Annotated in this window: 24 protein-coding genes; 17 read left to right on the forward strand and 7 right to left on the reverse strand. The window is 36.9% G+C overall.

All coding sequences use genetic code 11. The annotated features are described in order from the left end of the window. Window positions 1–4: 4 nt before the first annotated feature. Window positions 5–580, reverse strand: coding sequence for a DUF7010 family protein (locus AC1MGI_RS13435; RefSeq protein ID WP_480345690.1), 576 nt, complete (start codon window positions 578–580; stop codon window positions 5–7). A 624-nt stretch (window positions 581–1204) separates the two neighbouring features. Here AC1MGI_RS13435 and AC1MGI_RS13440 point away from each other — a divergent pair. The 3 genes from AC1MGI_RS13440 (at window position 1205) to AC1MGI_RS13450 (ending at window position 1997) form a co-directional block, all read left to right on the forward strand. Continuing rightward, entirely contained in the window at window positions 1205–1393 is a 189-nt protein-coding gene (locus tag AC1MGI_RS13440) for a DnaD domain protein (protein ID WP_480345691.1), read from the forward strand. A gap of 290 nt (window positions 1394–1683) precedes the next feature. After that, entirely contained in the window at window positions 1684–1857 is a 174-nt protein-coding gene (locus AC1MGI_RS13445) for a hypothetical protein (protein WP_480345692.1), read from the forward strand. Continuing rightward, window positions 1854–1997 carry a DUF6011 domain-containing protein gene (locus AC1MGI_RS13450; protein WP_480345693.1) on the forward strand — a complete coding sequence of 48 codons (144 nt, stop codon included), beginning with the start codon at window positions 1854–1856 and terminating at the stop codon, window positions 1995–1997. The genes AC1MGI_RS13445 and AC1MGI_RS13450 overlap by 4 nt, the downstream gene beginning before the upstream one ends. Before the next feature lie 395 nt (window positions 1998–2392). On the opposite strand, the gene AC1MGI_RS13455 is transcribed toward AC1MGI_RS13450, so the two are convergent. Beyond that, window positions 2393–3250, reverse strand: coding sequence for a manganese catalase family protein (locus AC1MGI_RS13455; RefSeq protein WP_480345694.1), 858 nt, complete (start codon window positions 3248–3250; stop codon window positions 2393–2395). A gap of 216 nt (window positions 3251–3466) precedes the next feature. On the opposite strand from AC1MGI_RS13455, the gene AC1MGI_RS13460 reads away from it, so the two are divergent. Next, window positions 3467–3715: an ASCH/PUA domain-containing protein gene (locus AC1MGI_RS13460; protein ID WP_480345695.1), complete on the forward strand. Its 249-nt coding sequence runs from the start codon at window positions 3467–3469 to the stop codon at window positions 3713–3715. A 102-nt stretch (window positions 3716–3817) separates the two neighbouring features. Here the strand turns inward: AC1MGI_RS13460 and AC1MGI_RS13465 are convergent, their stop codons facing one another. From AC1MGI_RS13465 to AC1MGI_RS13475, 3 genes are all read right to left on the reverse strand, one after another. Continuing rightward, on the reverse strand, window positions 3818–3991 hold the full coding sequence (locus tag AC1MGI_RS13465) for a hypothetical protein (RefSeq protein WP_480345696.1): 174 nt from the start codon (window positions 3989–3991) through the stop codon (window positions 3818–3820). A 400-nt stretch (window positions 3992–4391) separates the two neighbouring features. After that, a complete protein-coding gene (locus tag AC1MGI_RS13470) occupies window positions 4392–4559 on the reverse strand; it encodes a hypothetical protein (RefSeq protein ID WP_480345697.1) in 168 nt (55 codons plus the stop codon). Window positions 4560–4597: 38 nt separating this feature from the next. Further along, window positions 4598–4747, reverse strand: coding sequence for a DUF4021 domain-containing protein (locus AC1MGI_RS13475; RefSeq protein ID WP_480345698.1), 150 nt, complete (start codon window positions 4745–4747; stop codon window positions 4598–4600). A 348-nt stretch (window positions 4748–5095) separates the two neighbouring features. On the opposite strand from AC1MGI_RS13475, the gene AC1MGI_RS13480 reads away from it, so the two are divergent. The 10 genes from AC1MGI_RS13480 to AC1MGI_RS13525 all read left to right on the forward strand — a co-directional run bounded on the left by AC1MGI_RS13480 (window position 5096) and on the right by AC1MGI_RS13525 (window position 14668). Then, on the forward strand, window positions 5096–5230 hold the full coding sequence (locus AC1MGI_RS13480) for a hypothetical protein (protein WP_480345699.1): 135 nt from the start codon (window positions 5096–5098) through the stop codon (window positions 5228–5230). 226 nt (window positions 5231–5456) lie between these two features. After that, entirely contained in the window at window positions 5457–6368 is a 912-nt protein-coding gene (locus tag AC1MGI_RS13485; RefSeq protein ID WP_480345700.1) for a hypothetical protein, read from the forward strand. 735 nt (window positions 6369–7103) lie between these two features. Beyond that, window positions 7104–9815 carry an aconitate hydratase AcnA gene (gene acnA / locus AC1MGI_RS13490; protein WP_480345701.1) on the forward strand — a complete coding sequence of 904 codons (2712 nt, stop codon included), beginning with the start codon at window positions 7104–7106 and terminating at the stop codon, window positions 9813–9815. 283 nt (window positions 9816–10098) lie between these two features. Continuing rightward, entirely contained in the window at window positions 10099–10602 is a 504-nt protein-coding gene (locus tag AC1MGI_RS13495; RefSeq protein WP_480345702.1) for a TlpA disulfide reductase family protein, read from the forward strand. A 115-nt stretch (window positions 10603–10717) separates the two neighbouring features. Continuing rightward, window positions 10718–10855 carry an FbpB family small basic protein gene (locus tag AC1MGI_RS13500; protein ID WP_480345703.1) on the forward strand — a complete coding sequence of 46 codons (138 nt, stop codon included), beginning with the start codon at window positions 10718–10720 and terminating at the stop codon, window positions 10853–10855. A 70-nt stretch (window positions 10856–10925) separates the two neighbouring features. Continuing rightward, complete coding sequence (locus AC1MGI_RS13505) at window positions 10926–11069, forward strand: acid-soluble spore protein N (RefSeq protein WP_062180489.1); 144 nt, start codon at window positions 10926–10928, stop codon at window positions 11067–11069. 69 nt (window positions 11070–11138) lie between these two features. Then, complete coding sequence (gene tlp, locus AC1MGI_RS13510; protein ID WP_480345704.1) at window positions 11139–11369, forward strand: small acid-soluble spore protein Tlp; 231 nt, start codon at window positions 11139–11141, stop codon at window positions 11367–11369. A 149-nt stretch (window positions 11370–11518) separates the two neighbouring features. Continuing rightward, window positions 11519–13858 carry an AAA family ATPase gene (locus AC1MGI_RS13515; protein ID WP_480345705.1) on the forward strand — a complete coding sequence of 780 codons (2340 nt, stop codon included), beginning with the start codon at window positions 11519–11521 and terminating at the stop codon, window positions 13856–13858. A gap of 16 nt (window positions 13859–13874) precedes the next feature. Then, window positions 13875–14300 carry an acyl-CoA thioesterase gene (locus AC1MGI_RS13520; RefSeq protein WP_480345706.1) on the forward strand — a complete coding sequence of 142 codons (426 nt, stop codon included), beginning with the start codon at window positions 13875–13877 and terminating at the stop codon, window positions 14298–14300. Between the two features lie 71 nt (window positions 14301–14371). Next, window positions 14372–14668: a hypothetical protein gene (locus AC1MGI_RS13525; protein ID WP_480345707.1), complete on the forward strand. Its 297-nt coding sequence runs from the start codon at window positions 14372–14374 to the stop codon at window positions 14666–14668. Window positions 14669–14731: 63 nt separating this feature from the next. On the opposite strand, the gene AC1MGI_RS13530 is transcribed toward AC1MGI_RS13525, so the two are convergent. Together AC1MGI_RS13530 and plsY are read right to left on the reverse strand one after the other, a co-directional pair. Continuing rightward, window positions 14732–15022 (reverse strand): HesB/YadR/YfhF family protein, encoded by a 291-nt coding sequence (locus tag AC1MGI_RS13530; protein ID WP_480345708.1) that lies wholly within the window; start codon window positions 15020–15022, stop codon window positions 14732–14734. A 341-nt stretch (window positions 15023–15363) separates the two neighbouring features. After that, window positions 15364–15957, reverse strand: coding sequence for a glycerol-3-phosphate 1-O-acyltransferase PlsY (plsY, locus tag AC1MGI_RS13535; RefSeq protein ID WP_480345709.1), 594 nt, complete (start codon window positions 15955–15957; stop codon window positions 15364–15366). Between the two features lie 484 nt (window positions 15958–16441). Here plsY and AC1MGI_RS13540 point away from each other — a divergent pair, with 484 nt between their 5' ends. From AC1MGI_RS13540 to parE, 3 genes are all read left to right on the forward strand, one after another. Next, a complete protein-coding gene (locus tag AC1MGI_RS13540) occupies window positions 16442–17734 on the forward strand; it encodes a purine/pyrimidine permease (RefSeq protein WP_480345710.1) in 1293 nt (430 codons plus the stop codon). A gap of 119 nt (window positions 17735–17853) precedes the next feature. Then, window positions 17854–18267 carry a CoA-binding protein gene (locus AC1MGI_RS13545; protein WP_480345711.1) on the forward strand — a complete coding sequence of 138 codons (414 nt, stop codon included), beginning with the start codon at window positions 17854–17856 and terminating at the stop codon, window positions 18265–18267. Window positions 18268–18692: 425 nt separating this feature from the next. Beyond that, on the forward strand, window positions 18693–20666 hold the full coding sequence (gene parE / locus AC1MGI_RS13550) for a DNA topoisomerase IV subunit B (protein ID WP_480345712.1): 1974 nt from the start codon (window positions 18693–18695) through the stop codon (window positions 20664–20666). The last annotated feature ends 2 nt before the right edge of the window (window positions 20667–20668 follow it).

Here is a 20668-nt window from a genome sequence, read left to right on the forward strand (position 1 = left end):
AGAGTCAATGATTTGATCGTCTATTAAAGGGTGATTCAACTAGATTGGTTTTAAGTTCTCTAAGAATTAAAAGAACACCTATACCATACACAATAGAAATTGCTAAAGGCACAAGAATGAATGCTTGACTAACAAGGAGCCCACCTAAGATTAGAGAGGAAAGACAGGTGCCTAATGTAACAAATAAATAAGCTCTGCTTTTATAAATCCACATGTAAGGTAGAAAATGAGAACCTGCTAGTAACCCGATTGTGAAAGGGAGATAGTCAGGTATATGCATATACACCATTATAAACACAGGTATGTAAAAAGCTTGTGGAGCTGCAACTATCCCTGCTAAAGTACCTAAAGGGTTGCCAGTAGCAAATAGATTAACACGAAGAATTTTACTAATTAGGATTCCAAAAGGAAAAATGGCGCCTAAACCAAAAATCCAAATTAAATGGACAATGTCCATTGAAAAAACTAAGGGCATAAAGGTGAAAAATAAAAAGACAATTGCGCCAGATAACAATAATGGAAACCCTTTTTGTGCTTCAAACGTGATTTCAGTTTGTAATTTTTCGAGTGTTGTACTCATAAATACACCTCTCTGTAAGAATAGTAGTCTGTTTATATAAGATAGCAGTGATTTACTCAATTTACCATACTAGATTAGAATTAAAGACTAAATTATATAAATAGTCAAAAAACAAAAGAGTCCGTCATTTTCTGGATAAATAAGAGAGCTCATAAAAAAATGGGTTATTATCTTCATGTCTCTATCTTACCGGATGAAAAGAACTAAGTTTTTCACCCGAAACAACCTGACCACAAAAATAAAAAATTTGACCATTCGCTTACACACTAACCCTCCGATAAAATATAAAAAGTTATGTTGGGAAACTAATTAGACTAGGGCATACATATGAAATGTTATGTAATAAATGAAAGTTCGTGGAAGTGATTAATATAAGTGAGTGTTCAAAAAGGAGGATAAAAAGAGCCGAGAAGTTCGAGGAGCGATCGTCCCTAGACCTGCGCGTATACAAAAATACGTGAGGACCGAAGAGACAGAGCGACGAAGAAATTCGACAGCTATTTTTACCGGAATTTTTGAATAGCCTCTATAAATGGTCTTACTATTACATCTTGGGAGCCACCAGAGATTGCTCAACCTGAGATAGGTGTAGAAGAAGAGGACCAGGAATACGTAGAACCCTTTGTGATAGATGAACCTGTAGATGTAAGTCCAGTTCCACAAGAGAATCCATTTCGGTTCTATGAAGAGAATGGCTTTGGAATGATAGGTAGTTATATAAATGAAAAGATATCTTTCTGGTGTGCAGACCTTTCGGATGAACTAGTTGTATTGGCCATGAAGCGTTCAACAGAACAGGGTAAAAAGACGTAGAGATATGTTGAAGCCATCTTAACAGATTGGTTTGACAAAGGGTTTAAAAAGACATCTGAAGTCGAGGCCTATCAGCTTGAATTTAAAGAGAAACAGGTTCAGAAACAGAACAAGGTTACTCCATATAGAAGGGGTTCAGCGAGGATTGAGGTTGTGCCTGAATGGCTGCAAAAAAATTCAGCTGTTGAGTCAAATGAGCCAGTTAACATTAAAGAATTGGAAGATCGTAAACGTAAAATGGACCAGATGTTTCAGAAAATAAATCCATAGTTGGAAAGGAAGGGTGCTTGATGGGATTACTTTACCAAGCTGTTCAATCTCAAAATGAAATGAAACGGAATTTTGTCTTATCTAGGCTAAAAGATATGGGTATTCATCATTCCCATACCAGTTTATCTATCGATCTACTAACTTACGAGGAATTGAAAATTGAGTTTGCTAAAGCATCGGCGGTGAGGTCATGAATTGTCCCGTATGTAACCGTCCATTAAAAAGTGCAAAAAGCATCACTAAAAGCATTGGTTCTGTTTGTGCAACTAAGATAAATAAAATCGATAATAAGGCTCCTAAAGATCAACTAAAAATGGATTTGAAGGTGGAATAATGGCTACTAAATACGGCAATAAGAAGGGGGCAATATCACGTTCGTTTTACAAGGACTCCTATTGATACAGAAATCAATTCTAAGGTGTGGGTTGATTTTCGATCGTGTTGCACTCTATGACTCTTCGCTTGAAGAGGATGATCTATATTCCATGATGGATTTCGCCCTGGATACGGAGGACAGACAGTGGTTTGATGAGTTGCAGAATAGGTTGCCTCAGGAATTGCCGTTTTGAAATACCTATAAATGGGGGTGCAATTTCAGGTACTTTGAAAGGGGAAAATGGGACTAGAAATATTTCGAAACAATTGAAGCTTGTTCGTTCCAATCTACAAATGAAAAAGCGCCCAAAAAAGAGGGCGCAAATGATAGATGTAAATTAAGTAAATTATAATCTAATTATTTAAATCAAAAAGACCTGGGGCATGTTCATTAGGCATTTCAGGCATTTCAGGTACTGGATATCCTTTCGGTGGTTCTGTAACTTGGAGGTCTCCCCCATTTCTACTCGGAGTAGTACCTTGGAATATTTCACCTATAAGTGTATCATCCAACCTGAAGTTGAACTGTGCATTATGGAAACCCATCTCAACATATTTGCGACACTCAGGATATTTATTCAAATCGTAATTAGGAATCGGGAATAATTTACCCCAATCCACTCCTAATGTTTCCAATGCTTTAGCAAATGCATTTTGGTGGGCATTATCACGAACAATTAAAAAAGCAATTGTTTCTCTTAATGTTTTATTACTGCTCATTTCGTAAATTCTTGATTTTTGAAGCACTCCAGTTGATTCAAGAACAACATTATTTAGAAGGTTCGCTGCTAAGTTCCCATGGTCATATACCCAAGATCCATTCCATGGATTGCCGCCTGCATCTACAGGAAGTGAAGCTTTTGCACCAATAATAAAGTGATGAGGATTAGCTCCACCCTGAATCGCTTCATTTAAAGGAGCTCCGTCATTTGCCTGATTTCCAGGATTCGTTCCACCTGTATCATTTAGTAATTGATTGATGGTGGATTGAACGAGTTCTATATGACTGAGTTCCTCTAGAAATACTCCTCTAATGAGGTCACGGTAAGGCTTTGCTTTCCCTCTGAAATTGGCACTCTGGAAAGAGTATTGCATCATCGTTCTCATTTCACCGAATTGTCCGCCTAGAGCTTCTTGAAGGACTTTCGCGGCATGAGGATCGGGTTTATCTGGAACAATCATATTGATTAAATCTTCCTTATAAAAATACATGGGTTATCATTCTCCTTATATTTATATGATTCCTATTTATAATGCCTAACCATTAGTGATTTATTCAAAAAAACAGGTATGTATCCGTAGCATAAATAGAAGCAAAAAATTGAATGTAGAGCAGATATTAAAGAATCGATAAATGTAAATGATCATGTGACATAGTAAGAAAACGATGTGTAGTAATGACATGGAACAACGAAGGAGTGAGGAATTTTGTGTTTTTTTACACATGGATTAAAAATATGGCCAGAGTATTTTCAGGCAGTAAATGATGGTGATAAAACGTTTGAAATTAGAAAAAAAGAAAGACCTTTTTATGTAGGGGATAAATTGATTTTAAATGAATGGGATCCAAATACAAATAATTACACTGGTAGACGGACAAGTGTAAGAGTGACATACATCACTGATTATGCTCAGGTTGATAATTATATTGTGATGGGGATTAAGTTAGAAGTTTAATTGCACAGTCAGTTTCATATTTGACACATACTGTGTCACAAAGTATTTATATAAAATCAAAAAATAACTGCTCCTCAAAGAACAGGAGCAGAAAAAAAGATGTTATTTCACAACTTTAAGAGGAACAAGTACTTTATTAAAAAAAGACGTTTCGAGCGTGGCTAACCAACCGTTTCCGTTTTCTCCATTAGCTACTTGAGCAGCATGTTTTTTGTGAAATTCTGCTACCCGTTTATTATGCTCTTTATGCCATTGGTGCATAGAATTATGTTTCATTCTTATTGCCTCCTTTCCGTTTAATTATATTACTAGAAAAGTTGAATAGAAAGTGCTTTTAATTCAACTTTTGAAAGAGAGGAAATCGATAAGTTAATAAATCTAAATATGCACAGTTCGACTAAACTTTAGACACAAACCATAAAAAAAACCTTAGATAATTACTAAGGTTAGTTACATCATATTTGGTAAGAATACTTTCATGAATAAGAAGTAGCCTAGTGCGCCAAAGGCTAATGATATAAGGATTATTAAATAAGATTTAGTATTAGCTTTCATCTCCACCCCTCATTTTCTAAATTTTAACAGAAAAGGAATTGGATTTAAACTCTAGTGTGCAGTTCGACTAAACTGTAAAAAAGAGTGAACTAAAATTTGTTCACTCTTAAAAGAATTGGGATTAACCTTTGTTTTTAGTAGAATTACTTCCGCCATTAACTGGGTGTGGCTGACCGTATCCTTCAACATGACCAGCATGCTCTGTGTGATATTTTGAACCTGAACCTTGACGATTATCTATTAATGATTTAGTTTTTTGTTTCTTAATTCTATCCGTTTGATGTGACAAATATTTTCACCTCCTACACATTTTAGATTGCTTAATACTTAATCGTTTTGACTATTCTCAAAATCAGTTTCTGGCATTCCATATAATCCATTCATAGCTTGTTCATCTGCATCAAGACCGACTTCATCAATACTTTGTTGCAGTTCTTTTTTTACACGTGTTTCTTTTTTAGGATTTGGGTTGTTCATTAAAATCACCTCCGATTATTATAGACTGGATAAAAATGAAAAAAATATACTTAAGGATAGAATTTACTCTCTAAATACCAGAGATATGGGGGTGTAAAGAGAAGCAGATTTACTGTATCTTCGTAAAACACAAAAAAATCCGGCATTTGCCGGACGAAATAACGGGGTGATCTTGATGTGATTTATCTTACTGGGTAGACGTGAATAAATGATTAAGGTTTTATAAAAGTCGTAAAAAAAGAGCGAGGCTCACTGGTCGATTTTCATGTATGACTAAGCGCCTTGCCCTATACCTAATCTATTACGCTTGAATTTATCTGCTACACCTACATGAAGGAGGTTTTATCGATGCGTCAAAACGAACGTGAATTTTATATCGAATGGCTTGTAATGAAAGGGGATTATGATAAAGCCTTTTATGCCAGAATGAAAGATTCTGAGCTTATATTTTATTACAAGGAAATGTTAGAAACAAATAAATAAAGACTGAGATTTCTCCCAGTCCACCCACTTACATTTTACCACGGGAGGGTCTCAATGAAAGAAGCTGCCAGCAATATCAAACTAATAGAAACAATGCTACGGGATTATCCTTGATGGTGATGTCATAGTCGTTGGTCGTGATGAGGAAGAGCAAGAAACATTCAGGAGTGTTTATGATGTCGGATCAGGAAAAAAAGCTTAAAGAAGCTGAGTATTTTTTTATGGGATGGTTAATAAATTTCAAAATGAATTGTTTGAACAATTTAATTATGATTTGAGTGCATTTTTAACAGTAGCACGTAGCATTCTACAATATTCATATGAATATGCTAAGAACAATGAGAAATTAAGAGAATATAACAGAATGATCTCTAATAATTCAGTCTTACGTTTTTTCAAAGAACAAAGAGATCCTAATATCCATACAATTCCGCTAGAGACATTCCGGCAAGTCAATTTAGATATATATGCAACAATTAGAATAAGGTCAGCGGTGACTATTACGGTAATAGACAATGATGGTAATGTTACAGAAGAAAAATCATATGACAGCTTGGATGATTCGGACAAACAAAGTGCTAGTAAAGCTCCTCTATCTCCAACTAGAAGTTTACAATATAAATTTTCTGATTGGACTGGGGAAGAGGATGTAATAGAACTTGCTACCAAATATTTAGATGGACTTCAGTTATTTATTTCAAATGCGAAGGATGTAGGGGTAATTAATTATAAAAAGTTGCCGTTTAATAATGGCGACTTTTTATACACTTTAGGAAGATTATGTGCAATAAACAAAACACCCACGAGGTGTATTTTTTATGCCCTCATCTTAAAAAGGAGGCTTATTATGGGGAAAATTAAAAAGGCGCTTTTATATGCACTGTTATTTGGAAGAGAAATTCTTTTACCACAACACGAAAAAACAGACGGATCGATGGTATTAACAGGCGAAAACAATCCTCTACCTACCACTCTAGAAAAGAGGGGTATCATGCAGCGTGTTGACATTCAAGGACGATATCAAAAAATGGTGCAGGCACATAATGCGGTAAGTGTTAATCCTAGTAGTATTAGCTATAGCGGTTGGTTGGACACAGAAGGCTTTGACAAAGTTGGTGTTACTTTTTTATACCTTTGAGAGCAGCTGCTACGATATCGGTGCCTTTCCTTTTATCGCCTTTATGTGCCTTTGCGTCAGGTCCAGAAACAATTCCGGTCGGAGCCACACAATACATTGGAGAAAAGACATTAAGAGACAATTGCACATGCTTTGGATCCTTTAGTGGATCTAATGGTCGCGCTAAGTTTTCCTGTATGTTCAGTTATCATTGTTGGCACCTGTTTTTTCTTTATGTTAGGCAAAAGTGAAAGGGTATGGAGCGGAATTCAAAATGCGGGATTAGGTTATATCCTCGTTCAAATTATGCCCATGCTTCTAAACGTTTTAAAGGAAATCGGGAATGCAGTATAAGTGACCACCAAAAGACAAAGTTTGACCACATGGTTGACCACCAAAATGACCACTAACCTTCCGAAAGAATATGAAAAGTTATGGCGAAAAAGCTAATTACCATAAAGAGTAAATGTAAAAAAAGTTATATATAATAAGGAAATGAAAGTTCGTGAAGGTGATAAGTATAAGTAAAACTTATCAAAAACAATAACTTACTTGTTATTTACTTATACTCATTTCTATATTACTATTAGTTTGTAAGAAAAGTTTTGATGGGAGAAGATTCAAACTTTTCGACAAAAAAGGGGTTTTTTTATATAGTAGTAAGAAGAACATGGTGATGTGGAAATTCTTACACACCACGTTTCACTTTTTATGTTCAAATGTTTTTCGTAAAGTCTTATAGGGGGTAATATTCTGATGACAAAAAATGATGTTTATCAATCACGCTCTTCTTTTGAAATCGATGGAAAGCGCTATAATTATTATAATTTGGAAGCGCTTGAGAAAGCAGGAGTTGGAAACGTTTCTCGTCTTCCATATTCCATTAAAGTTCTGCTTGAAGCGGTACTGCGCCAAGTAGATGGCAGAGTTATTACAAAAGAACATGTCGATAATTTAGCTAAGTGGGGGACTAGCGAATTAAAAGACATTGATGTACCATTCAAACCTGCACGTGTTATTCTACAGGATTTTACAGGAGTACCGGCTGTGGTTGATCTTGCATCTTTACGTGGTGCAATGGCTGCTCTTGGAGAAGATCCTGATAAAATCAATCCTGAAATTCCAGTTGATTTAGTTATAGACCACTCTGTACAAGTAGATAAAGCAGGTACATTAGATTCACTTGCAGTTAATATGGATCTTGAGTTTGAAAGAAATGCTGAGCGTTACCAATTCCTTAGTTGGGCTCAAAAATCATTCAACAACTATCGTGCGGTTCCGCCGGCAACTGGGATTGTTCACCAAGTTAACCTTGAGTACTTAGCTAATGTCGTACAATCAGTTGACACACCAACTGGTGACTTAGAAGTATATCCAGACTCTGTGTTTGGTACAGATTCTCACACAACAATGATTAATGGTATTGGAGTTCTTGGATGGGGTGTAGGTGGGATTGAAGCAGAGGCAGGCATGCTTGGCCAACCTTCATACTTCCCAGTACCTGAGGTTGTTGGAGTGAAGCTTATAGGTGAACTTCCAAACGGAACAACAGCTACTGACCTTGCGTTAAAAGTGACACAAGTGCTTCGTAAACATGGTGTTGTTGGTAAATTTGTTGAATTCTTCGGTCCTGGAGTACCCAACCTTCCATTAGCTGACCGTGCAACAATCGCTAACATGGCTCCAGAATATGGTGCTACTTGCGGTTTCTTCCCAGTTGATGAAGAAGCAATTGACTATCTTCGTTTGACCGGCCGTGACGAAACTCTTATTCAAGTAGTTGAAACATATTCCAAAGCAAATGGAATGTTCTATACACCTGACAAAGAAGATCCAGTTTACACAGATGTGATCGAGCTTAAATTATCTGACATTGAACCGAATCTTTCTGGTCCTAAACGTCCACAAGATTTGATTCCACTTTCACAAATGCAGCAATCATTCAAAGAAGCGCTTAATGCACCTATGGGGAACCAAGGCTTTGGATTGGAATCTTCTGAAATTGACAAAGAAGTAACTGTGAAATTCACAGACGGACATGAGTCAAAAATGAAAACTGGTGCAATTGCAATCGCTGCAATTACAAGCTGTACAAATACGTCTAACCCGTATGTTATGCTTGGCGCTGGTTTAATCGCGAAAAAGGCAGTAGAAAAAGGCTTGACTGTACCTGATTATGTAAAAACATCATTAGCACCAGGGTCTAAAGTTGTTACTGGGTACCTGCGTGATGCAGGTCTTCAGACTTATTTGGATCAATTAGGCTTCAACATAGTTGGTTACGGCTGTACAACATGTATTGGGAACTCAGGTCCACTTGCTGATGAAATCGAAGCGGCAATTGCTAAAGGCGATCTTCTCGTAACGTCTGTACTTTCCGGTAACCGTAACTTTGAAGGACGTATCCATCCATTGGTGAAAGCGAATTACCTTGCTTCTCCAACACTAGTCGTAGCATATGCTTTAGCTGGGACAGTGGATTTCGATCTACAAAACGATTCATTAGGTAAGGACCAAGATGGTCATGATGTTTACTTAAAAGATATTTGGCCTTCTCAAGATGAAGTAAATGCTGTTGTTAAAGCTACAGTAACACCAGAATTATTCCGTAAAGAATATGAAACAGTATTCAACGACAACGAACGCTGGAATGAAATTCAAACAAGCAATGAAGCGTTGTATACGTTTGATACAACTTCAACATATATTCAAAATCCGCCATTCTTTGAAGGAATGTCACCTGAACCAGGTACTGTTGACGCGCTTTCTAGTTTACGTATTGTAGGTAAATTCGGTGATTCAGTTACAACGGACCATATTTCTCCTGCAGGCGCAATTGGTAAAGATACACCTGCTGGTATTTACTTGCGCGAAAATGGCGTAAAACCACGTGATTTCAACTCATATGGTTCACGTCGTGGTAACCATGAAGTCATGATGCGCGGAACATTCGCAAACATTCGTATCCGTAACCAAGTTGCTCCTGGTACAGAAGGTGGATTCACAACTTACTGGCCAACTGGCGATGTTATGGCAATCTATGATGCTTGTATGAAATATAAAGCAGATGGTACAGGTCTTGCTATCTTAGCCGGTAAAGACTACGGAATGGGAAGCTCACGTGACTGGGCAGCTAAAGGTACAAACCTTCTAGGCATCAAAACAGTTATCGCTGAAAGCTTTGAACGTATTCACCGTTCTAACTTAGTGTTAATGGGTGTTCTACCGCTTCAATTCAAAGCGGGAGAAAATGCTGAAACACTTGGATTAACTGGTAAAGAAGCAATCGATGTACAAATTGATGAATCTGTAAAACCACGTGATATCGTAAAAGTTACAGCTACTGATGAAACTGGAAACAAAAAAGAATTTGAAGTACTCGTTCGTTTTGACTCTGAAGTTGAAATTGACTATTACCGTCATGGCGGGATCTTACAAATGGTCTTACGTGATAAATTAAAAGGCTAATTTCATTAAAAAATAAGGATGTCCCAAAAGGGTCTGTCTTCGCTTACAACACAAAGTTTATTGTGTCTTACACTTCATGTAAACTGTATGTTGTAGGCGAGATTGCCCCCTTTAGTTATGGGACATCCTCTTTTTTGTGAATTGCGTCAAAATTACGAAAAAATAAGTTGACTTCATTGATTATTCGGTTAAAAATCTTTATAACTTCTATAATTATTGGTAAGATGTAGTTGAGGAACAATACGACATATAAAAATTATCGAATAGAATTAGGTGAATACATATGTATAAAAAAGTAATTGCAGCAGTTTTTCTACTTGCGCTCATTGCTGTTGTAATAATTCAGGCTATGGAGCCAAAAAGCGGCCTTGATATGGGCCTAAAAGCACCAGACTTTGAATTGGAAACGCTAAATGGTGAGAAGGTAAAGTTATCAGATTATCAGGGTAAGAAGGTAATGCTTAATTTTTGGGCTACTTGGTGCGGCCCTTGTCGTGAGGAAATGCCTGATATGGAGACGTTTGCAAAAGGGTTAGATAAGGATACAGTGATACTTGCGGTCAATTTGGATCCACAGAATGATGTTCAAACTTTTGTAGATGAAATGGGGGTTACTTTCCCAATCCTGCTAGATTCTCAAAACATAAAAAACGCTGTAAAAAAACGATATAAAGTATCCGCTATGCCGACTACATATTTTATTGATAGTGAAGGACTTATAGCCGTTAAGCATATTGGCCAAGTATCCCTGCAATCAATGGAAAAATATATCGCGGATATGAAATGACGAAATCAAATGATTTCGTCATTTTTATGTATTCAGCTAATTGAATTTTTTGAAATTTCACTTATAAATCATTCGTTAATTGGTAATAGTAGTGATAAATACAATTAGTAGGTGGGTGAAAGGTTTGAAACGGAAAAAAAAGACGTTTGAAGAGTTAATTAATGAAAATAAGCAAGAATTGTTGCAAGACGAAGAGCGATTGGCAAGGATTGAAGATCGTATTGAACGAAGACATTTACAAAAAGTGGAGTAGCATTTAACAAATAATTCCGGTCATGTTTGCTTATCATTCGGTCATCCTATTCTTGAGGAGGGGAAAATTGATGAGCAATCCTAAAAAAGATTCTAAACATTTTGCGCCGAACCAAACCGGAACGAAATCTCGTGCTGCAGGTGGGAATAAAGGAAAACAAATGCAAGACCAAAGTGGGCAGCATCCTCAAGTTATTCAGACGAAGGGTGAATAGCATAATCAGTTAACATAAAATTAATTATGTTGACTGATAGGATTTCATTTTTTTATGGGAGGCATTTCGATGAATCATAAACATAATCCAGATGATCGTAGTGATAATGTCGAAAAACTTGAAGATATGATTCAGAACACGATGGAAAATATCGATGCGGCTGAAGAAACATTGGAGTTCACTTCAGGTGATAATAGAAATGCGATAAAGGAAAAAAATCAACGAAGACAAGAAAGCATTGAATCTTTTAAAAATGAGATTGAAGATGAAAAACAAGCTCGGGAGAATAGTTTTGAGTGAATAATATTAAATAGATGGTAAAAAAGAAGGAAGAAGGAATTCTTTCTTCTTTTTTATGAGGAAAAAAGTGAACTATTCTTTCAACGAGAAAAGGGACGACTTGATATGATAAGATGGAGAGGAATTCGTAACTGGAAGATGGGATAATAATGGATACTAGGAAGATGATTGAACAAAATTATTATGAAGTAAAAATAAAAGAATTAACAGAAGAGATAAATCAAAAAGGGTATATAAGTGATTTACATACGATCTTGAATGTCTTAGCTGAGATTGAAAATGACGTTTCACCAGCAGATACGTATTCTTACAAATCAGAGCTATTTAGCATGCTTGCCGAAAGTCAGAAGTTTCTTCATGGAGAGGACTCACTATATGAAACATGGCTTAGAGAAGCAGTCAGCGCTGATGCGAAGAATATGCGGGCAAATGAACTTCTAGTACGCTCTGGCTGGAAGAAATATCGCGAAGTGTTTTCTGCCATCGAATTTCCGTTAATACGCGAAACAGATAATCGTACAGCGAAGAAAAAAATAGCCGAAGAGTATATTTCTTTATGTAAGAAATATATGGGAGCGATGGTAGAACAGCGTAGTAATCTTGAAAAATTACTAGAACAGGCAAAAAATCATGTTGACCTTGATATCATCCAAAACTATGAAACGGCAATTTCTCTGCTTTTTGAAGCATCTAAAGAGATTACAGAGCTTCTTCAGGCTGCAAAGGAATATGAGGAGTCCATTTCAGGTGTATTTCATACAGCGACACATTTCAACGATATGAAAGAACATCTGGATCGTATAACAGCAGTGAAAAAACAGTGGACGGATTTATTTCAAACGAGCAACGATGTCTTACCCCAAACCAAAGATGCACTTGCCGAACTGCAATCAATGATTGGGTTAACTGAAGTGAAAAATAGAATGAATGAGTATTATCGATTTCTGCAATATCAAAATAAAAGAAAAGAACTTGGTCTTCAAATTAAAGATGAGCTAAGTCTAAATATGGTTCTAACTGGTAATCCAGGAACAGGTAAAACGACCATTGCTCGACTTCTAGCTAAAATTTATCATGAACTAGGTGTACTTCCCCGTGAAGAGGTAATAGAAGTGGATCGCTCCCAGCTTGTAGGCTCATTCATTGGCCAAACAGAAGAAAGAGTTCAGAATGCTGTGGAAAAATCTCTCGGTGGTGTGCTATTTATAGATGAAGCATACAGTTTAAAACGAGAAGGTCAATCAGGGAATGATTATGGACAAACAGCAATTGACACGATCGTTTCACTGATGAGTAATCAAAAATACGCAGGTAAATTTGCAGTGATATTAGCCGGTTATCCTGATGAAATGCGTCAATTTTTACAGGCTAATCCAGGATTAAGAAGCAGATTCCCCCAGTCTAATCATTTCCAGCTCCCGGACTACACAACCCAGGAATTGCTCCAACTTGCAAAAGGGATGGCGCGAGATAATGATTATATGATGACGAAGGATGCAAGTATTGAGCTTGCGCTTCGTATTGAGGCGGAAAAAGTAGATGAAACATTTGGAAATGCAAGAACCGTACGATCTATCGTAAGTGAGGCTATTTTTAAAAGAGGAGCTGGTTCAGACTATAATGAACAACCTATTCTTCATTATACGTCGCTCACTGGGGAAGACTTCCGGCGAAATGAAATAAAGTCTACTATCACTCCAGAAGAAAAGCTAGGTTTATTAATAGGCTTAGAGGAAATCAAAAAAGAAGTACAAGCGATTATTGCATTTGCTGAGATGCAGCAAGTTCGTCACACTCATGGTCTCAAAGCCGTTCCTATTCAATCACATGCAGTATTTACCGGGAATCCTGGGACAGGTAAAACGACGGTAGCTAAAATATACTCGGAGTTATTAAAAGAAACAGGGATGCTAAAAAGGGGCCATATGATTGTAGCAGGTCGCGCCGATTTTGTTGGTGAGTATGTTGGGCAAACAGCCATTAAGACGAAGAAAAAAATCCGTGAGGCACTTGGTGGTGTCTTATTTATTGACGAAGCCTATTCCTTATTTAGTAAGTCGGAAAATGATTTTGGAAAAGAAGTCATTGATACACTAGTTGAAGAAATGACAAAGCATAATGAAAACCTAGTTGTCGTCCTTGCTGGATATATCAATGAAATGAACAATCTTCTTGAGAGTAATCCAGGACTTCGTTCTCGTTTTCGTAAATTCATCCATTTTCCTGATTATAAAACTGAAGAGCTTTTACAAATTATTGAAAACTATGCGAATCAATATCAATACAAATTGGAAGACCAAGCCATTAGTTGGTTGAAAGAATATTTAACTGAACATCAGGTTGAAGGGAATGGACGCTTTGCAACGAGCTTAATTGATGAAGCTATACAAGAACAAGCAATGCGGTTAATGAATGAGTCGTGCGAAAAAGATTTGCAAAATTTGACCGTCTTAACAACAGATGATTTGAAAAAAGCAGCAAAAAAATAGGGAAGAGTGAGATGGAATGTTAGTATCTGATAAAGAGATTGAAGTACGATATGCAGAAACGGATCAAATGGGCATTGTTTATCATGCCAATTATGTGATTTGGCTAGAAATTGGGAGAACGCAGCTTATTAAAGATCTGGGTTTTAATTACGCAGAGATGGAAGCAGATGGGATTCTATCTCCAGTCATAGATATTCAGGTATCTTATAAAAAACCGCTGCGTTACGGCGAAACAGCCACTGTTAAAACATGGATCGAGTCATATGATGGATTGCGTGTTGTTTATGGATATGAAATTTTTACCGTAAATGGAGAGTTAGCAGTATCTGCTAAGTCTTCTCATGTTTGTGTGAAAAAAGAAAGCTTCAGACCGATTTCAATTAAACGACTTTTTCCAGAATGGCATGTGGCATATGAAACGAACAAGAAAAAGAATGAATAACAGTCAAAGAGTTCAAAAAGGCGAATACATTCATTGTAATGACAGCAACTTTAGAAATGGAGGCGCTTGTCTTGGCATTCGGTATCAAACGTAAGGATATTACTGAGTGGAAACAGAAAATAGATAACGGCGAAATTGCGTTTATTACTCACTACTGGTTGGATGATCGATTTCCAGATTGCGATACTGTTACGAAAGTAGGCTGTAATGATTTGGAGCAGCTAGCAAAGTGGGGAGCGCAGTATGAACTTAAGCGGGAATGGATTCACATCCGAAAGGACGGTTATTCTCATTATGATCTTCTAGGCGAAAAACAATGTGAAATCCTAAAAAAAGAAGGCATAGTGAATAGGCTTGTTCGAGTGTAAGTGAAGTGTAAATCGTCTTGAGATAAAAAAGCACCGATGCTCGGTGCTTTTTTATCTCAATCATTATTTTTCGTAATGGAATTCAGGCTCGTTATATTTTTCATTAAAATTAACTTTCAAGTTATGACCATCAAAATACCATATGTCACTTTCTTCAACGAAAAAAGTAATGTCATCTTTTTGTACAGATGCACCCATATCAATAGGATAATCGTTGTTTACGCCTAATGAAAACCCACTCTGGATCGGGCTATGCCCCCCATATCTTGCAAAAAAACGAACGCTATCGCCGTTATTTAAATTCAATTCTTCCTTATACCACGTGATGGCTTTATCAGAGATAATAATATTCATCGTAATCTCCTTCCAATATGCAATAAAGTGAAACTTCAATCAGTGGGGGGCTTCATCCCCACTGATTGTTAGTCCCATTCTAGAGTCGCTAATATCTCCGCTTATTTCGATAAAGCGACTCTACGAACCCGATTGGTTCAACTAAACCTTTGAAAACCACAAAGGTAAGTTTCACTGTATCTCACCAATCGGGCTTTTACGGGATAATTGTAGTATAAAGCATATTGAAAAAAGATGCGAATGATACGAATGTAGTCGGCTTAACAGGCTGTTGGTCTATTTTTGCCACTTTCGTGATTGGACAGCCTAATTAGAAAAAAAGAAGTATCGTGTAGGTATACTTAAAGCCACTTAATTTTCGGCTCTGTTTTATTCATAATTCGTTTAATATTTGCCCGGTGACGATAGCATATAAAAATGAAAAGTACTGTTACAACAATTAATAAACCCCATTGCTCTATCTGAAAGGCTAATACGTAGATAATTGCAAACAATGAAGTGATCATCGATGATAATGATACGTATTTTGTTACGTATAACGATAGAAAGAATACAGCTAGGACGATAGCAAATAATAAAGGGGCAAAGCCAAGCAAAATACCGCCAGAAGTAGCAACTGCTTTTCCACCTTTAAAGCGAGCAAAGATTGGGTACATATGCCCAATGACTGCGATGACACCAGGAATCAAAGGGTGAAGATTATCTGCCCCGAATATAACCGGTAGCAGCGTTGCAAGTGTCCCTTTTAAAATGTCCATACTCGTTACAATGAGACCGGCTTTGATACCAAGGGTTCGGAATGTATTTGTCCCCCCAAGGTTTTTGCTGCCATGTTCACGAATGTCAGTATTGTAAAATGTTTTGCCGATAATTAACCCAGAAGGTATAGAGCCTATAAGATAGGCGAGAATCAAAATTAGAATAATAGTAAACATATAATAGCCCTTTCTCGTCAAAGTTTAGAAGGTTCCTGTGTATGTATTTTATCATTTCTTCTTAAAAATACCATGGTTGTTAGAAAAAATATTTACTATTCATGTTGAATGAAAGATGCTTAGTGTTTATTTTCATCCCAAATCGATCCATTTCGTTTGCCACGTAATCTTGATCCGCGGTATCGAGTGCTTTCTTTCATAACTTTGATATTTTATCTATCAATTTTTAATCACAGGCAATAGTCTGAAATCTATCTTGAAAAAAGGGAATTCAAACGTTCAATATAGAACAAGTCTGATCAATCAAATTTTCGTAACAAGTAAACATCCCAAACTAAACTGTTACTTCTGGCAGTTTTAGCGATGGTATGCTAGAGGTTTCTGAGAAAAAGTGTTACTATTTTTTATGGCTCTTAAAACAGTATAGATTTTTTCAGATGATTGAGTGGATTTATTTTTATAAGAATGAAGGGATTGAGGATTCATGAAGACGATTTTTGCAGCCATACAGTGGGTTGCTTTTATGCTTGCGTCATCAATTGTTGCTCCGATAGCTTTGGCTGATTTATTCGGGTTAACAGGAGAGGATGCTGCAAGTTTTGTACAAAGAACTGTGTTTATCTTTGCGCTTGCTGGACTTTTGCAAATATTTTTTGGACATAAATTGCCGATTAATGAAGCTCCCGCCGGACTCTGGTGGGGTGTTTTTGCAATTTATGCGGGCTTTAGCACCACGTTGTTTTCGTCAGCAAGTGAAACTTTGCAAGCTCTTCAAGGAGCATTGATTGCGAGCGGGGTTCTATTCATTATATTAAGCATAGCAGGCCTAATTGATAAGATTAGCAAGTTGTTTACGCCAGCTGTAATAGGCATTTATTTATTATTACTCGTCATTCAATTAAGTAAATCATTTTTAAACGGTATGCTTGGTGTCGGATATGTTAGCGAAAGAGTAGATTTGAAAATTGCTGCATTAAGTTTCGTAACGGTTCTTTTGACATTTTATTTTACGAGGCATAAGCTTGACATAGTCCGCCAATATGCAGTGCTTGTTTCGCTTGCAGCAGGTTGGGTTTTGTTTGCCGTATTTGGGGCAATTAAACCTAATACATACACACCTGATCAAATTTTCACTGTGCCGCAAATATTCGTATATGGTAGACCATCATTTGATAGCGGAATGATCATGACATCGGTGTTTGTAACTTTGCTATTACTTACGAATATGATTGCTAGCATTAAAGTTGTTGAAATTGCGGTTCATTCGTTAATTGAAAAAAAAGAAAAAACAAATTTGCGGGCAGCGGGATATATGACTGGTATCAGCCAGATACTTGGAGGGGGATTTAGTGCGGTTGGTCCTGTACCATTATCTGGGGCAGCGGGATTCATAGCTACTTCAAAAATTGCTGCTAAATTGCCATTCATCATCGGGTCCCTCTTGCTGATTGCATCTAGCTTTATTCCAAGTGTCATGAATTTTCTCGCATCCATCCCAGTTCCTGTGGGATATTCTGTCATGTTTGTTGTCTTTACCAGCATGATTGGTATGGCGTTTTTAGAAATAGAAAAAGAAGAAGAAGCTAACCGAGTGAGAACGGTGATTGGAATATCGCTTTTAGGGGGAGTAGGCGTTATGTTTGTTCCAGCTAGCGCATTTACAGGTTTACCTCCAATTGTCGTTTCTTTATTAAACAACGGATTAATTTTTGGATCGGTATTGTCAATTATTACAGACCAATGGACTAAAATTATCTATAAACGAAAACAAAGCTAGGTTTTAAAACAGTTCAATATGGGGAATGGATAGGATGCTTCTCTCTTTATTTAAAATTTTTTTAGCAACAAGGAATTAGATTAAGGTAAAGCGAAGTTAAAACAAAAGGAGTGATGTACATGGCTATTGAGAATCCTAGTAGAGAAGAAATCGGTATTATATTAAAAAAGGCAAAACGAATCGCTGTAGTTGGTCTATCTGATAATCCAAACCGTACTTCATACATGGTTTCAGAGGCAATGCAGAAAAGTGGGTATGATATTATTCCGGTAAATCCAGCAGTAACAGAAGTTTTAGGCGTTAAAGCTGTTTCATCTTTAAAAGAAATTGAGGGGCATATTGATATTGTCAATGTGTTTAGGAGGTCTGAATTTCTTCCTGAAATTGCAAAGGAATTTGCCGAGATTGATTCAGATATTTTCTGGGCTCAGCTTGGGGTCGAAAATCAGGAAGCATATGATTTCTTAAAGGAAAAAGGTTATACTGTTATAATGGATCGGTGTATTAAAGTCGAGCATGCCCTTACAAAGTAAAGGAAAAAGGAGCGGACTAGCGCTCCTTTTTTTTGCCCTGAATTTGTATCATTACACACTCAAATTCAGAGTATACGGATTGTAAAATCATCAAGCTAATTTGCTATATTGAAAAATTTCGCTACAATAAACATAGATATGCCTTCGATAGGGCATTATTAATTATTTAGGTTAGAACATTTGTTCTTTTTGTTGAATTCATATATAATTGGTTCATAATCATTTTTTATCCTTGCAATTCGTTTTCGCTTTTCCTAAGAGAATGAATAAGTTTTAATGAATTTTAGTGGTTAGCGCAAACTTAAACCTGAGGTGTATCTAGTCAAGGTTTGAACAACAAGCTAGCGCTTTTCTTAATATTTTCAGTCATTTCATCTTTTTGATATGGCCCGGAAATGGTGGTAAAGAAGGAAAGGGGAATTTCTGTGGCAAGAAGTACAAAAAATATAGAATATAATGATGAGGCCATTCAAGTATTAGAAGGACTTGAAGCAGTTCGTAAGAGGCCGGGAATGTACATCGGTAGCACAGATGCGAGAGGATTGCATCATTTGGTATATGAAATTGTCGATAATTCCGTTGACGAAGCATTGGCTGGTCACGGAGATATTATTATCGTTAAAATACATAAAGACAATAGTATAAGTGTTACGGATAAAGGACGAGGCATGCCAACTGGAATGCATAAAATGGGCAAGCCGACACCAGAAGTTATCTTGACAATTTTACACGCTGGTGGAAAGTTTGGACAAGGCGGCTATAAGACAAGCGGCGGGTTGCATGGTGTTGGTGCATCTGTTGTTAATGCTCTTTCTGAATGGTTAGTCGTTAGAATAAAACGAGACGGTTTTATTTATGAACAACGGTTTCATAATGGTGGAAAACCTGAAACGACCCTGGAAAAGTTAGGCAAGACAAATCAAACTGGCACAACGATTCATTTCAAACCAGACCCGAGCATCTTCTCAGTGACGACATACAATTATGATATCTTGTCGGAGCGATTACGAGAATCTGCATTTTTATTAAAATGTATGAAAATAGAGTTGATTGATGAACGTCATGATCAAAAAGATGAGTTTTATTTTGAAAATGGAATTGAAGCTTTTGTTGAATATTTGAACGAGGAAAAAGATACTCTCCATAGTGTTGTAAGCTTTGAAGGCGTTCAGCATGAAATCGAAATGGACTTTGCCTTTCAATTCAATGATGGGTACTCAGAAAATATTTTGAGTTTTGTAAACAATGTTCGTACAAAAGATGGTGGAACGCATGAAGTCGGAGCCAAAACTGCGATGACACGGGCTTTTAATGATTATGCGAGAAAAACAGGATTATTAAAGGAAAAAGATAAAAACCTTGAGGGGACGGATATTCGCGAAGGTCTTTCAGCGATTATTTCTGTAAGAATTCCAGAGGAGCTTTTGCAATTCGAAGGTCAAACAAAGGGGAAACTAGGAACAAGTGAAGCCCGTTCTGCTGTGGATGCCATTGTGTCTGAACATCTTACGTATTTTTTTGAAGAAGATCCTAGTACAAGTACGATGTTAATAAAAAAATCAATAAAAGCATCCCAGGCAAGAGAAGCCGCTCGAAAAGCAAGAGAAGAAGCTAGAAGCGGGAAAAAGCGAAAAAAATCAGATTCGATTCTTTCTGGAAAGCTTACACCTGCACAATCGAGAAATCCAGAGAAAAATGAAATTTATCTCGTAGAGGGTGATTCGGCCGGTGGTTCTGCTAAACAAGGCCGTGATCGCCGTTTTCAAGCCGTGTTACCATTACGTGGTAAAGTCATCAATACTGAAAAAGCAAAGCTTGCAGATATTTTTAAAAACGAAGAAATCAATACAATTATTCATGCGATTGGAGCGGGTGTCGGACCTGATTTTAATGTAGAAGATACGAATTACAATAAAATTGTTATTATGACCGATGCAGATACAGATGGTGCACATATCCAAGTCTTATTACTTACGTTTTTTTACCGTTATATGAAGCCTCTTTTTGAAGCAGGCAAAGTATATATTGCTCTGCCGCCATTATATAAGGTGAGTAAAGGGACCGGGAAAAAAGAAGTAATGGAATATGCATGGAGTGATGAAGAGCTTCAAGGAGCCATTAATAAAATCGGAAAAGGCTATATTATTCAACGATACAAAGGACTCGGCGAAATGAATGCCGATCAGCTTTGGGATACGACGATGAATCCAGATACAAGAACATTAATCCGTGTCAAAATTGATGATGGTGCACGTGCAGAACGTCGTGTGACAACGTTAATGGGTGACAAGGTTGAACCGCGTCGAAAGTGGATTGAATCCAATGTTGCATTTGGTCTCGAAGAAGAATCGAACATTTTGAATAACGAAAATATGTCGATTTCAGAGGAGGGCAACTAAGA

The organism is Peribacillus sp. BM1 (assembly GCF_056679975.1).

What these genes read in the sequence shown, in the direction of transcription:
- AC1MGI_RS13435 (WP_480345690.1), bottom strand. Translation starts at nt 580, where the DNA reads ATGAGTACAACACTCGAAAAATTACAAACTGAAATCACGTTTGAAGCA.
- AC1MGI_RS13445 (WP_480345692.1), top strand. Translation starts at nt 1,684, where the DNA reads ATGGGATTACTTTACCAAGCTGTTCAATCTCAAAATGAAATGAAACGG.
- AC1MGI_RS13450 (WP_480345693.1), top strand. Translation starts at nt 1,854, where the DNA reads ATGAATTGTCCCGTATGTAACCGTCCATTAAAAAGTGCAAAAAGCATC.
- AC1MGI_RS13455 (WP_480345694.1), bottom strand. Translation starts at nt 3,250, where the DNA reads ATGTATTTTTATAAGGAAGATTTAATCAATATGATTGTTCCAGATAAA.
- AC1MGI_RS13465 (WP_480345696.1), bottom strand. Translation starts at nt 3,991, where the DNA reads ATGAAACATAATTCTATGCACCAATGGCATAAAGAGCATAATAAACGG.
- AC1MGI_RS13475 (WP_480345698.1), bottom strand. Translation starts at nt 4,747, where the DNA reads ATGAACAACCCAAATCCTAAAAAAGAAACACGTGTAAAAAAAGAACTG.
- AC1MGI_RS13480 (WP_480345699.1), top strand. Translation starts at nt 5,096, where the DNA reads ATGCGTCAAAACGAACGTGAATTTTATATCGAATGGCTTGTAATGAAA.
- AC1MGI_RS13485 (WP_480345700.1), top strand. Translation starts at nt 5,457, where the DNA reads ATGGTTAATAAATTTCAAAATGAATTGTTTGAACAATTTAATTATGAT.
- acnA (WP_480345701.1), top strand. Translation starts at nt 7,104, where the DNA reads ATGACAAAAAATGATGTTTATCAATCACGCTCTTCTTTTGAAATCGAT.
- AC1MGI_RS13495 (WP_480345702.1), top strand. Translation starts at nt 10,099, where the DNA reads ATGTATAAAAAAGTAATTGCAGCAGTTTTTCTACTTGCGCTCATTGCT.
- AC1MGI_RS13505 (WP_062180489.1), top strand. Translation starts at nt 10,926, where the DNA reads ATGAGCAATCCTAAAAAAGATTCTAAACATTTTGCGCCGAACCAAACC.
- tlp (WP_480345704.1), top strand. Translation starts at nt 11,139, where the DNA reads ATGAATCATAAACATAATCCAGATGATCGTAGTGATAATGTCGAAAAA.
- AC1MGI_RS13515 (WP_480345705.1), top strand. Translation starts at nt 11,519, where the DNA reads ATGGATACTAGGAAGATGATTGAACAAAATTATTATGAAGTAAAAATA.
- AC1MGI_RS13520 (WP_480345706.1), top strand. Translation starts at nt 13,875, where the DNA reads ATGTTAGTATCTGATAAAGAGATTGAAGTACGATATGCAGAAACGGAT.
- AC1MGI_RS13530 (WP_480345708.1), bottom strand. Translation starts at nt 15,022, where the DNA reads ATGAATATTATTATCTCTGATAAAGCCATCACGTGGTATAAGGAAGAA.
- plsY (WP_480345709.1), bottom strand. Translation starts at nt 15,957, where the DNA reads ATGTTTACTATTATTCTAATTTTGATTCTCGCCTATCTTATAGGCTCT.
- AC1MGI_RS13540 (WP_480345710.1), top strand. Translation starts at nt 16,442, where the DNA reads ATGAAGACGATTTTTGCAGCCATACAGTGGGTTGCTTTTATGCTTGCG.
- AC1MGI_RS13545 (WP_480345711.1), top strand. Translation starts at nt 17,854, where the DNA reads ATGGCTATTGAGAATCCTAGTAGAGAAGAAATCGGTATTATATTAAAA.